We start from the raw sequence: 13,024 nt of genomic DNA on the forward strand, positions 1-13,024 counted from the left end.
CATACCTCCTACATTAATTCTTTAATCGCTAATTCAAATTCTTCTTTACTAGGTGCTTTACCGTGCCAACCAGCTTGATTTTCCATAAATGATACACCTTTACCTTTTATAGTTTTTGCTATTATTGCTGTTGGTTTATTTTTTATTTCTCTTGCTCTTTTTAGTGCATTTCTTATTTCATCATAATTATGACCATCTATTTCAATTACTTCCCAACCAAAAGAAGCAAATTTTTCTTTAAGTGGATAAATGCTCATTACTTTATCAACATCTCCATCTATTTGTAAATTATTATTATCAATAATTGCAACTAAGTTATCAAGATTATAGTGGCTTGCAGCCATTGCAGCTTCATAACATTGTCCTTCTTGTAATTCACCATCTCCTAGTATAGTATACACTCTAAATTCAGGACCAAACATTTTAGATGATAATGCCATACCGTTTGCTGCTGAAAGTCCTTGTCCTAATGAACCTGTTGACATTTCAATTGATTCAATTTTCTTTAAATCAGGATGTCCTTGTAGTGGAGAACCAAATTTTCTAAGTTGAGTTACTAATGATTTATCCATAAATCCTTTTTCCATCAAAGCCGCATATAAAGCAGGTGCTGCATGCCCTTTACTTAATACAAATCTATCTCTATCAACCATTTTCGGATTTGTAACATCAATATTCATTTCTTCAAAATACAGAACAGTTAAAATATCAGCTATTGATAATGAACCACCCGGATGCCCTGATTTAGCATGATATATCATTTCAACTATTTTTTTTCTAATTTCTTTTGAAATAGATTCCAACTCTCTATTTTGCATTTTAACCTCCATTAAATTTCATTTTTTTTCATAGTATAAAATATCATTGATAATATAAATAAAATAACTGCTATTAGTAAACTTAACATTACTCCATCATAACTTGCAGACTTAAGTCCTAAACTATTAGGTTTACTATTATAAATAAGTGCAGAAATTGATATTATTGCTTGTACCATAAATGCAAGTTTCAAAAAGAATCCTTGTATTCCAAATAATAGTCCTTCAACTGAAATTCCTGTTTTATTTGCTATTCCGGTAGATATTTCACTAAGCATTGCTGGTGGGAATATAAATGCCGCACCACTAATACCTGTTCCTATTATAGCATAAAAAAAGTAAATTATTGATAAATTATTATTTCTAAATACCATAAGTCCTATTGTCCCTAATATTATCGCTGATATATTTGATATCATCATTTTTTTAAATCCAAATATTTTAGTAAGTTTATTTGTTATCGGGAAAAATATTGCTGCAATACCAAAAATTATCACAGATATTAAAGTAACTGAACTCGTACTTTTCCCCATTACTATTACTACATAATAATTTATTACATTTCTTAAAATATTAAATGCACTAAAGAAAAAGAAAAATCCTAAGAAATATAAAATTATTTCTCTATTATATAATTGTTTTACAGTTTCTCTAAAACTAGCACCTTTTGATATTTCTTTTTTATTTTTAATTTCTCTTTCACCAAGAAATAAGGCACACGCATATACACCTATTAATGATAATAAAGAAAATAAAATAATAGTTTTTCTAAATCCATGTAATTCAGTTGAACCTTTTGAAAATATTGCTATTAATTTTGGTGATAAAATCATAGGTATTGCTGTAAATACAAGTCTAAAGATTGATTGAACTGTTGATAAGTTTATTCTTTCATTTTTTGTATTTGCCAAGTCAGGTATTAGTGAATTATACGGACCTCCTACTAAAGTATACGCTATAAAATAAACAGCACCTATTATAGAAAAGTACGCTAATAATTGCAATTGACTATTACCTTGCGGAAAATAAAAAAGTATCATTGATAAGGCTAACGGTATTCCACCTATTATCATAAAAAATGAACGACGTCCAAATTTAGAATTGTTATGATCTGACATATATCCAACTATCGGATCTGCAATAGAATCAATAAATCTCATAAATATAAAACCAAATATTAAGTATCTTGCTGTAAGAATTGGTTGTAATGTAGAGTTTTCAGGTGGTAAATAAAAATAATTTAACCACTGCACAAATAATTGATCTAACATAAAATATGAAACACCTAATCCATAAAGAATATAGGATTTTTTACTTAATTTATTCACAATTTCTCACTTTCTAAAAATTTATTTATTGTTTGCGTATATTCTTGCTTATATTCTAAGTATGTTCTTACATGTTGCCCTTTTCTAAAAGCTTTAAATTGAACACTAGCAAGCGTTTGATCTTTTTCTTTTCTAATATTAAATTTTTCAAATTCATCTTTAACAATATCATACGGTGTTAAGTTATCTTTTTCTGATTGAATTATAAGAGTCGAAACTATTCCTAGTAATGTTGATAACTTCATATCATCTAACCTATAATCAATATGTTTATTAAATATTTTAAGCGATAAATAAGTTATTAATCTAGGTATTGGTATACCTTTTATTTTAGCATTTTTTAATATCAATTTTTTTATATTTGCAACAGGACTATCTAATATTAATTTTTCAATTTTAATATTTTCATTTTTTAATTCTTCTTTATATAAATAAGGAACTGCACTACAACCCATAGCACCTTGTGAAAATCCATAAAGTATAAAATTATTATATGAAAATTCTGATTTTAACATTTTAATTGTACTGTATATATCCCTTGCAAAAAAATAACCAAAACCAGTTTTAGCAATATCAGACTTTCCTGAATTTCTAAAATCAGGAATAAAGATATTGTAACTTTCACTTAAATTCATATCTAAAAAAAGTTGTAGAAATCTTAGGCAAAATATTCTATTATTATTTCTTCCATGGCAAAAAATAAGAGTTTTTGTAGCATTTTCAGATTTAATAAGCCAACCATACAAAGTTATTCCATCAATAGAACTATATTTAATCTCCTCATACTTCATATTAAATATTATAGGAGAATATATACCACCTATCATTTTATTTTTACTTTTCATAACTTCACTTAGTGACTGTTCCAGTGTTTTTCTTGGATATTTTTCAATTTTATCTAGTAAAAACATCATTTCTCACTTTCCCAATATATTAATTTATTGAATTTTTTTGACTCAAATAAATACTCTTTTAATAATAAAAATCCTTCTTCAGATTCTTTAAATTGACTATAGTCAACATATGCTTTTTCTATATTTTTTATGTATTTTCCGCCTTTTTTATTTAGACCTAAAATTTTTATTTCTTTAATTTCATCTTCTTTATTTATATCAAAATCTTTAATATTAAGAATAACATTTAACATTAATCTTTTAATTCTTGTTTTTGATACATTTCTACAATTTATATTATTAATGAAATCAAAATAATTATTTGATATTTTTAATTTATTTTTTATTATGTTGTAAATTTCTTTTGTCATATCATATATATTATCATTATTTCTAGTCAAAAATATATATTTAAATAATGAAAATAATTTCTCTTCATATGAATGAATGTAATTTAATTTATGTTTATATGGTACTAAATATTCAAAAGATTCATTACTTTTTATTAATTCTCTTATTTTACTTGCACTTGCAAAATTACTTCTAATTATCTGGTCATTATAATCTGTATTTATCCTTTTTATTGACAAAGGTTTTATATTTAAATTATATTTTTTTATAGCTTTTATGTATTCCATGGCAAGTATATTATTAGATGTATATAAATAAGACTTATCACCTAAAGCTAAACTTATTGATTTATTATAGCTATAACCTTGTTTTAAATAGGGCTTTATATCTACATTTTCAACAGTCTCAATTAAAGCATAAATATCAGAAATATCATTTGATTCTACGCCAAATATTTGATAATCCACTCCTAATTCATTAAGAATTTTAACAGCAAAACTACAATATATTTCTGCATTTTGTATACTATACTTATCAGGAATTGCAGCAACTATATCATAGCCCATTTCAAGTGCTATTCTAGTTTTATCATAAGTACTTAGTATACTTAATTCTCCTCTTTGAACAAAATCACCTGAAATAAGTGCTATCTTTATATCAGGATTAAGCTTATTTATTTCATCTAATTGATACTTATGTCCATTATGAAATGGATTAAATTCTGCAACTACACCACATATCATAAATTTTGCCTCATTTTAATTTTATATCATTCCATATTTTATCTTGTTTTTCTTTTGAAACTTCATCAAGTGGTTCAGGCAATGTTGAATTTTTCAAAACTTCTTCCAACGTAAGTATAGTTTTAATATCTTCTAGACCTTTTAACACACTTGGTGTTTTAAATTTTAATACAGTTTTTTTATAATTTTCTTTTGAATACAAGTAGTTTAAAAATTTATATGCATTTTCTTTATTTTTTGCTTTTTCTAAAATAGCCATACTATCAATGTACATTAATGCACCCTTAGGAAGATAAAATATGTAATCTTTGTAATCCTTTTCATCAAGTTCATAAAATATGTCCTGATAACCATGTACGATATAAAACTCACCGGCTATAAGACCCTTACCATAATTTAAGTTATCAAGTTTTACAAGATTTGATTTCCACTCCTGTAATAATTTCTTGGCTTCTTCAAGTTCTTTATCATTTGAAGTTGATGTTTTGTAACCTAAATAACTTAAAGCTAAGCCTAAGGTTTCTCTTGCATCATCTAACATTGTCATTTTTTTATAGTACTTTTTGTTTGAAAAAATATTTGCACTTTGTGATAAAATATCTTTATCATTTTCATCAACATATTTTTTATTAATACTTATACCTGTTGCAAATATTTGATATGGAATTGAATATTCCAAGTTCTTATCATACTTATCTATGATATCTTTATTTATTCTGATATTTTCAAATATTCCATTTAACTTTGATTTATCTAATTTTGATATTAAATTTAATTTTTTCATAGTGATTATAAAATCAGTTGATGGAGATACTATGTCATATTCATCTGTTCCAGATAATAATTTTGATAACATCATATCATTTGTTTCATAGTAACTTACATTGACTTTTATATTCTCTTTTTTCTCAAATTCTTCTATAACTTCTTCAGGTATAAACTCGCTCCAAGTATAAATATTTAATTCCTCTCTATTGCCACTACAGCTTATAAGAGTAAATATAATAATAAAAATATAAAGTATTTTTTTCATTTTTCACCTTCCTTCAAACTGCTTATTGTTTTTCATATTTTATTGTGTTTCTATATCTTGTATTAACTTTAATTATTTTTTCAGCTTTATTTTTATTAATCCCTTTTATATGTTGTATATCATCTAATGTAGCACTTAATATACCATGAATATCTTTAAATTCTTCAATAATATTATCTATATCTTTTTTACTAAGCCTATTTATATTATTAAGTAGTCTATATCCTTTAGGAATTAATATATCTTCTGTCATAACAACTTTCAAATTATATCCAAGTAATTTAGCAATTACCTCATCATCTGTTATATCTAAATTTTCAACTTGTGTGATTTTTTCATATATTTTTTCGGGTTTTTCTATTTTATCATTTTCATAATTTGAATAATCTTTTATTAAATTTATAAAATTATTTTTTTGCCCTAGCATAATTTCAGTATGCTGCAATTGTAAAGTTTTTCCTTCTGTTCCAAGTTCTGATATATATTGAATAACCTTATCATCCATATTAAATAACAGTGAATAAAATCTGATTCCACTTATTATATCATCAAGAGTTACCATATTTTCTAATTCAGAATAATTAAGATTATTTAAATACTTTGTCGTTATACTAGAATATTTTTCAAGAGACATAATAGCTTGTGATGATTTAATTAAAACGTCACCTATAGAATCAAATATATACTTAAATTTGTCTTTAAAAACAGTAATTTTGTTTCTTCTTTCAGATATGGTAATTACCATATGACCTGTTTGTATTGCCATTCTATGTGCTGTTCTATGTCTTGTTCCACTTTCATCCGTTTCTATATTATGATCCGGTTGTAATTGAATATTTGCACCATATATTTTTTTTATATCCTTTGATATTATTACTGCACCGTCCATTTTCGCAAGTTCATATAATTTTTGAGGTGTAAAATCAGTATAAAGAGTAAATCCGCCTTCAATTATATTTTTTAATTCATCTGGTTCTGCTAAAACTATAAGGGCACCAAGTGAAGCTTCTTTTATTCTATCAACACCTTTTCTAAGTGGTTGTCCTGGAGCCATTATACTAAACACTTGGTCAAATAGCTCATTTCTATCTCTATATGACATTAGTTTATCCTTTCTATAAGCTCACTTATATTGTTAATATAATTAAGCTTTATATTTAACTTTTCTTTTTTTAAGTCCTCTTCATGAACTTTTGGTAAATATACTCCTGTAAAACCTAATTTGATTAGCTCTTTTATCCTTTTTTTTATAAATGATACCGCTCTTACCTCACCTCTTAAACCAAGCTCTCCTAATGCTGCAATTTTTGCACTCACAGCTTGTTCTTTAATGGTTGAAATAAGTGATAAAATAATAGCCATATCACTTGCCCTTTCATCTAGTTCTATTCCACCGGGTATATTTATATATACATCTTTTGTATTAAAGTCTGTTTTCATATTTTTAGATAAAACCGCAAGTAATATTTCCATTCTGTTTTTATCAAATCCTTGTATTATTCTTTTGGGATAACCATAAATAGCATTTGATATCAGTGATTGTATCTCAAATAATATTACTCTACTTCCTTCAATACAAGGTACTATTATACTTCCAATATTTTTTTCTTCTCTTGAAGCTATAAAAAATTCGGAAGGATTTTTAACCTCTTCAATCCCAGTTTCTTTCATATCAAATATTGATATTTCATTTGTAGAACCATATCTATTTTTTGTACTTCTTACTATTCTATAATAATTATTTTCATCACCTTCAAAAGAAATAACGCAATCAACCATATGTTCTAATAATTTTGGACCTGCAAGTTTCCCATCTTTTGTGACATGCCCAACAATATAGAAAGCAATATCATATTTTTTAGCAATTTCTATTAATTTTAAAGAACATTCTTTTATTTGACTTATACTGGCAGGCAATGAATTAATATTTTCAGAATAAAGAGTTTGTATTGAATCAATTACAACAACACTCGGTTTATTTTCAATTATAGTTCCGATAATATTTTCTAATTTAGTTTCATTTAATAAAAATAAATTATTTGAAGATATAGACAACCTATTGGCTCTTTCTTTTATTTGTCTTAAAGATTCTTCGCCCGAAACATATAAAGTGCTAACTTTTTTTGAATATTCATTAAGCAATGATATTAAAAAAGTTGACTTTCCAATTCCAGGAGCTCCTGTTACTAAAACCACTTCCGCTTTAGTTAAACCTCCACCTAACACTCTATCAAATTCAATATATTTAGTATTTATTCTAAATTCTTTTTCTATATTTATATCGTCTAATTTTTGTGCCGGTACAGATTTAGTAATTAATTTATCCAAATCTTTCATAATTATTTCTTCATCAATAGTTCCCCAAGCACCACAATTAGGACATTTCCCTACCCATTTTATAGTTTTATAAGAACAATCTGAACATATATATGTTACTCTTTCTTTAGCCATTTATTTTTTCAACCTTTTCTCTTAACATTTTTGCTACATTGTTTGTAACAAAGTATGATAATTCTCCGTTATTTACTGCTACTTCTTTTACTACACTTGAACTAAGATATAGATATTGTCTTGAAGCATTTAAAAATATTGTTTCAAATGATTTTTTGCTAAGCATATCATTAATTAAATTAATTTGTACTTCATATTCATAATCAGATATTGCTCTCAATCCTCTTATTAATACGTCAATTTTTTCTTGTTCTATAAGTTCAACTAAAAGTCCATTAAAAGAAATAACTTTGATATTGTCTAAGCTATGTCCCATCTCAATTATGCTATTTTTAATCATTTCTATACGTTCATCAACAGTAAACCAATAATCTTTTTTATTTATATTATATAAAACTCCTATTACTAATTCATCTGTAAGATTTTTTGCTCTTGTTATTATATCTAAATGACCTTTAGTTATAGGATCAAAACTACCCGCATAAATTGCTTTTTTTATCATAATTACTCCCAATTTTCAAGTGCATTCTTAGCAGCAGATTTTTCAGCTTCTTTTTTGCTCTTAGCAATTCCTTCTCCCCTAATTTGACCATTTACAATGACATTAACTTTAAATATTTTGTCATGGTCTGGACCTGCTGTATCAACAAGTATATATTCCGGTGTTATCTTATACTTTGATTGTACATATTCTTGTAAATCCGTTTTATAATCTCTTACACCTTCTATTTCATTTATATGTTCTATTTTATTTTTTAATAAATTCAGTGCCACTTCTCTAGTTGTATAATAATCAGAGTCTTTAAATACTGCCCCAATTAACGCCTCAAAAGCATCTCCTAATATCGATTTTCTATATTTACCGCCTGATGCTATTTCTCCATTACTAAAATATAAGTAATCTCCTAATCCTATTTCTGTTGAAATTGATGAAAAAACAGTTTCACTTATTATCTGACTTTTTAATTTAGATAGCTCTCCCTCATTAAATGTCTTATGTGTTTCTATAAGATATTCAGTAGTTATTAAATCTAAAACAGAGTCACCTAAAAATTCTAATTTTTCATTATTTTTTATACCTAGATAAGAATGTTCATGTGCATATGAACTATGAGTTATAGCTTCTAATAAATATTTCTCATTTTTAAATTTATAACCGATTTTCTCCATAAGGTTTAATAATCTAGCTCTCAAAGTTATCACCCTTGTTTATGATTTTCAATATATGCCACTAAATCTTTTATTTTTTTTATTTTTTCAACATCTTTTGGATTTAATTCAACATCAAATTCATCTTGAAATGATGACATAAGTTCTGCAATATCTAAAGAATCTGCTCCCAAGTCTTCAACTAAAGAACTTTCCATAGTTATTTCATTCTCTTCAACGTCAAGTTGATCCATTATAATTTCTTTTATTTTTTCTATCATTTTTTCTCCTCCCAATTATATAGATTATACTACATTTTATCCCATATTTTCAAGTATTTATAATACTTGTGTACGAATATCTAAAAACAAAAAATGCCAATTAAAAAAATTTAATTGACACTTTCTTTATATGTTTTTATTTAAATATATATCCAACTTGTCTATACCATAATACTAAATCAAGTCTATCCATTGTAATTTTAGAATATTTTGAATATTCTCTCATTTTATCTTCAATTTCTATATATTTTTTATATGTTAATGTTTTAGGAATTTCATCTATAACATGTAAATCTTTAAGCACTCTTAATATATGTCTATCTAAAATTGCAATATCTTCTCCCATACCTAAATTTCTAAGTACATGACTTGCTTCTTTAAGACCCATACCATTTATGTTTTTAATTATCCATTCCCTTATTTTTTTTACATCTCCATTACTCATTAAAACTTTTTTAGGATTTAGCTCTCCATTTACAGTCATTAACTCTCTTAACATTATTAGTCTTTTTGCTTTAGTATTTTTAAATCTTATTGCATTTAAATAATCTACTATATCTTCATATTGCCCGTTATAAAGTAAACCATTTTCATCTAAAGTTTGAATTATCTCCCATGATTTAAGAGCTTTAGACTGAGGCGTTAATATGCAAAATGCAACTTCACAAAAAAACTTCTTATTGTCATAATTAAATGCCGCTTTATACTCTCTTATCTTCTGATCGACATCTTCTTTTATACTTTCATTTATTTCTAAAATTTTCTCATGTAAATCTTTGTTAATTTCCATAAACTCTCCATATGATACTAATAATATTTTGCTATTTCTTCATCACTCATATTTAAAACTTCTTGATGAGTATGACCTGCAACTATTGCTCTTATTTCTGCACCTGTTACAGTCTCTCTTTCTAATAAAAGACTTGCTACTTCATCTAATTCTTTTTTATGTTCACTTAATAATTTTACAGTTTTATCATATAAATCTTTTAAAAGTTCTCTTACTCTTCTATCAATTTCACGCATTGTTTCATCACTGTTTGAAGATACAAAAGCATATTCTTCCTGTCTACTTTGTTCAAGATTTATAGGTCCTAATTCAGTATCTAAGCCATAACTTTGAACGAATAATTTAGCATAATATGTCGCTTTTTGAATATCTGAATATGCTCCAGTTCCTATATCTGACATTCCCAAATATTCTCCAACTCTACCACCAAATGCTACCATTATATCCGCAAGTATCATCTTACTTCTCTTATTTAAAGTTTCTTCTGGTAATGTCATTGTGTAACCACCTGCATTACCTCTTGGGATTATTGTAACTTTATGTACTTTATCAGTATCAGGTATTAAACTTGCTACTAAAGCATGCCCACCTTCATGATAAGCTAACATTTTTTTGTCTTCAGCTGTAATAATTTTACTTTTTTGACCTAAGCCAAGTCCTAATTTATCAACAGCTTCATCTAAATCTGCCATTTTTAAAACATCTCTTTGATCTCTTGCAGCAAGTATTGCCGCTTCATTTAAGATATTTTCTAAATCTGCTCCAACAAATCCCGGTGTAATTTTTGCAATATCTTCTAATCTTACATCATCTGCTAATTTTTTATTTCTTGCATGTATTTTTAATATGTCAATTCTTCCTTTTAAATCAGGTGCTGCAACTGAAATTCTTCTATCAAATCTTCCTGATCTTAAAAGTGCAGAATCTAATATATCATCTCTATTAGTTGCTGCTATTACTATTATTTGTGAATCTGTTTCAAATCCATCCATTTCAACAAGCAATTGATTTAAGGTTTGTTCTCTTTCATCATTACCGCCTGAACGACCAACACTTCTTTTTCTACCTATAGCATCAATTTCATCAATAAATATTATAGCCGGTTTTTCTTTTTTTGCTTCTTCAAATAAGTCTCTTACTCTTGAAGCCCCAACCCCTACATACATTTCAACAAATTCAGAACCTGAAATATTGAAAAATGATGCTCCTGACTCTCCTGCAACAGCTTTTGCAAGTAGTGTTTTACCTGTTCCCGGTTCTCCTAATAAAAGTACACCCTTTGGAACTCTAGCTCCAGCTTTTAAGAATTTACTTGCATCTTTTAAAAATTCTACAACTTCTCTTAACTCTTCTTTAGCTTCATCAACTCCAGCAACATCATCAAAAGTAACAATCGGTTTTTCTTTAATCTTACTTTTTGTTTTACCAAAAGTAAATGGATTAACTCCTCCTGCTCCTCCACCACCTATCATTCTTCTTGATAAGAATATAAACATACCAAGTAAGATAAGTAATGGTGCTAAACTAAATATAAGGTTAAAAAATGATTGTTTTAATGCTGTACTTTGTGATGATAATTTTATATCCTGATTACTATTTATTGTTTCAATTAAATATTTATCTTCACCAATTCTATTAGTAATTTTTTTTGTATAATAAACCTTGTTGTCTTTTTTAGCTTCTCCATATATATTTTCGTCTTTTTCATATACTTCAGCTATATCTCCGGTTTTAAGCTTTGATATAAATGCAGTATATGTTACTTCTTGATTAATTTTACCTACCATATCACGTTTTGAAAAATAGTAAACCATGAAAATTAATGCAATTATGATAACAAAAAATATAGGACTGCCCATTTTATTAAATGGCATTTTTGAATTTTGATTTCGTATTTCTTCTATTCTTTTTTTAAATAATTCATCATCATCTATTTCATCTTTTTTATCTTCTTTTTCTTGTTGTTTTTCCTCTTGTTGTGTCTCTTCTTGTTCTTTTTTATCATCTTCGTTATTTTCTAACATTTATGCCCCTTTCTTTCAATAGAAACATATAGTTTATTATCTTCTAATTCATTAATATTTTTAATTTCTTTTACAAAATCTGATGATTTAATATCTGCAAGGAGCAAAATATTATTATTTTCATCAGTTATAACAGGTATTTTATCTCTATCATAACGCTCAATTTTTTTTGAAATCAAAATATCTTTTATTTTCTTTGAATTTATCTTATCTCCATTTGTTCTATTTCTTATTATTAGTTTTGAAACGTTTTCTACATTATATATTTTATACTCTTTTTTTTCAAGTTTATTTTTTATAGTCACTCCGTTTGCAAAGCTAATATTATACTCGTAAATATTAAAATTTTCGTTTAAATTTATAGTATTATAAAAGAAATAAGAAAAATCACTATTTTTTAATTCTTTTATTCCTTTAAAATTATATCCATTATACCAAATATACTTTTCGTTTAATCTTATACTTGTTCCTGATTTTAAAAGTGTTGACTTAATTTCATCAACTTTATTCTTATTAATATTTATATTATTTCTTTTTAATTCAGTAATAATATATCTATTTTTTTCATCATCTTCATTTACAAGCTTTATTAAATTTGCAATATTATTTATAGCATTTGAATTTATCTCTTTTAAAATAGGTATAATTTTATTTCTTATAATATTTCTTGAATATATATTCTGCTCATTTGTATAATCTCTTAAATACTTTATATTATTTTTATCAAGATATTCTAATATATATTCTTTTTGAATATCAATTATAGGTCTAATTATATTTCCTCGTTTTTTAGGTATTCCTTTAAGACCTTCTATTCCTGTTCCTCTAGCCAGTCTAAATAATATTGTTTCAACATTATCATTCATATTATGACCTGTAGCAATATAATCGCAGCCAAATTGGACCCTTGCTTTTTCAAGTTCAATATATCGTTTTTCTCTTGCTATATTTTCACTAAAATTTGATATATTTATACTTTTAATAACAAATGGAACTTTTTCATCATTACAAAATTTGGTTACAAATTCTATATCATTGTTCACATCTTCCCTTAAATTATGATTAACATAACAAATATATAAAATATGCCCCATTTTCTTTAAATGATAATATAGATAAACAGAGTCGGGTCCACCAGAAAATGCAATTAATATTTTTTTCAT

13 protein-coding genes are annotated in these 13,024 nt (G+C 25.9%); all 13 read right to left on the reverse strand.

The annotated features are described in order from the left end of the window. Positions 1-8 precede the first annotated feature (8 nt). Positions 9-818, reverse strand: a complete 810-nt coding sequence (locus tag AWT63_RS00920; protein ID WP_068267742.1) for a transketolase — start codon at positions 816-818, stop codon at positions 9-11. 11 nt (positions 819-829) lie between these two features. Then, entirely contained in the window at positions 830-2,089 is a 1,260-nt protein-coding gene (locus AWT63_RS00925; protein WP_156414472.1) for an MFS transporter, read from the reverse strand. 53 nt (positions 2,090-2,142) lie between these two features. Next, positions 2,143-3,060 (reverse strand): alpha/beta hydrolase, encoded by a 918-nt coding sequence (locus tag AWT63_RS00930; RefSeq protein WP_068267748.1) that lies wholly within the window; start codon positions 3,058-3,060, stop codon positions 2,143-2,145. Beyond that, positions 3,057-4,133, reverse strand: coding sequence for a nucleotidyltransferase family protein (locus AWT63_RS00935; protein ID WP_068267749.1), 1,077 nt, complete (start codon positions 4,131-4,133; stop codon positions 3,057-3,059). The genes AWT63_RS00930 and AWT63_RS00935 overlap by 4 nt, the downstream gene beginning before the upstream one ends. 10 nt (positions 4,134-4,143) lie before the next feature. Next, positions 4,144-5,166, reverse strand: a complete 1,023-nt coding sequence (locus tag AWT63_RS00940) for an extracellular solute-binding protein (protein ID WP_068267753.1) — start codon at positions 5,164-5,166, stop codon at positions 4,144-4,146. A gap of 22 nt (positions 5,167-5,188) precedes the next feature. Next, entirely contained in the window at positions 5,189-6,268 is a 1,080-nt protein-coding gene (gene disA / locus AWT63_RS00945) for a DNA integrity scanning diadenylate cyclase DisA (RefSeq protein ID WP_068267754.1), read from the reverse strand. Then, positions 6,268-7,617 carry a DNA repair protein RadA gene (gene radA / locus AWT63_RS00950; protein WP_068267755.1) on the reverse strand — a complete coding sequence of 450 codons (1,350 nt, stop codon included), beginning with the start codon at positions 7,615-7,617 and terminating at the stop codon, positions 6,268-6,270. Before radA ends, disA begins: the two co-directional genes overlap by 1 nt. Further along, entirely contained in the window at positions 7,610-8,119 is a 510-nt protein-coding gene (gene coaD, locus AWT63_RS00955) for a pantetheine-phosphate adenylyltransferase (protein WP_068267756.1), read from the reverse strand. Before coaD ends, radA begins: the two co-directional genes overlap by 8 nt. Before the next feature lie 2 nt (positions 8,120-8,121). Continuing rightward, positions 8,122-8,820 carry a ribonuclease III gene (gene rnc / locus AWT63_RS00960; protein WP_407921931.1) on the reverse strand — a complete coding sequence of 233 codons (699 nt, stop codon included), beginning with the start codon at positions 8,818-8,820 and terminating at the stop codon, positions 8,122-8,124. Beyond that, positions 8,817-9,047, reverse strand: a complete 231-nt coding sequence (gene acpP / locus AWT63_RS00965; protein WP_068267757.1) for an acyl carrier protein — start codon at positions 9,045-9,047, stop codon at positions 8,817-8,819. The genes rnc and acpP overlap by 4 nt, the downstream gene beginning before the upstream one ends. 136 nt (positions 9,048-9,183) lie before the next feature. After that, complete coding sequence (locus tag AWT63_RS00970; protein WP_068267758.1) at positions 9,184-9,837, reverse strand: N-glycosylase/DNA lyase; 654 nt, start codon at positions 9,835-9,837, stop codon at positions 9,184-9,186. 17 nt (positions 9,838-9,854) lie between these two features. Further along, positions 9,855-11,861: an ATP-dependent zinc metalloprotease FtsH gene (gene ftsH, locus AWT63_RS00975; RefSeq protein ID WP_068267759.1), complete on the reverse strand. Its 2,007-nt coding sequence runs from the start codon at positions 11,859-11,861 to the stop codon at positions 9,855-9,857. Further along, on the reverse strand, positions 11,855-13,024 hold the full coding sequence (tilS, locus tag AWT63_RS00980; protein ID WP_068267761.1) for a tRNA lysidine(34) synthetase TilS: 1,170 nt from the start codon (positions 13,022-13,024) through the stop codon (positions 11,855-11,857). The genes ftsH and tilS overlap by 7 nt, the downstream gene beginning before the upstream one ends.

Origin of the sequence: Caviibacter abscessus (genome assembly GCF_001517835.1) — a bacterium.
GTDB lineage: Bacteria > Fusobacteriota > Fusobacteriia > Fusobacteriales > Leptotrichiaceae > Caviibacter > Caviibacter abscessus.

Excerpts from the sequence above, each read along its gene's own strand:
- AWT63_RS00920 (WP_068267742.1), bottom strand. The coding sequence starts at position 818 with ATGCAAAATAGAGAGTTGGAATCTATTTCAAAAGAAATTAGAAAAAAA.
- AWT63_RS00925 (WP_156414472.1), bottom strand. The coding sequence starts at position 2,089 with ATGTTAGATCAATTATTTGTGCAGTGGTTAAATTATTTTTATTTACCA.
- AWT63_RS00930 (WP_068267748.1), bottom strand. The coding sequence starts at position 3,060 with ATGATGTTTTTACTAGATAAAATTGAAAAATATCCAAGAAAAACACTG.
- AWT63_RS00935 (WP_068267749.1), bottom strand. The coding sequence starts at position 4,133 with ATGATATGTGGTGTAGTTGCAGAATTTAATCCATTTCATAATGGACAT.
- AWT63_RS00940 (WP_068267753.1), bottom strand. The coding sequence starts at position 5,166 with ATGAAAAAAATACTTTATATTTTTATTATTATATTTACTCTTATAAGC.
- disA (WP_068267754.1), bottom strand. The coding sequence starts at position 6,268 with ATGTCATATAGAGATAGAAATGAGCTATTTGACCAAGTGTTTAGTATA.
- radA (WP_068267755.1), bottom strand. The coding sequence starts at position 7,617 with ATGGCTAAAGAAAGAGTAACATATATATGTTCAGATTGTTCTTATAAA.
- coaD (WP_068267756.1), bottom strand. The coding sequence starts at position 8,119 with ATGATAAAAAAAGCAATTTATGCGGGTAGTTTTGATCCTATAACTAAA.
- acpP (WP_068267757.1), bottom strand. The coding sequence starts at position 9,047 with ATGATAGAAAAAATAAAAGAAATTATAATGGATCAACTTGACGTTGAA.
- AWT63_RS00970 (WP_068267758.1), bottom strand. The coding sequence starts at position 9,837 with ATGGAAATTAACAAAGATTTACATGAGAAAATTTTAGAAATAAATGAA.
- ftsH (WP_068267759.1), bottom strand. The coding sequence starts at position 11,861 with ATGTTAGAAAATAACGAAGATGATAAAAAAGAACAAGAAGAGACACAA.
- tilS (WP_068267761.1), bottom strand. The coding sequence starts at position 13,024 with ATGAAAAAAATATTAATTGCATTTTCTGGTGGACCCGACTCTGTTTAT.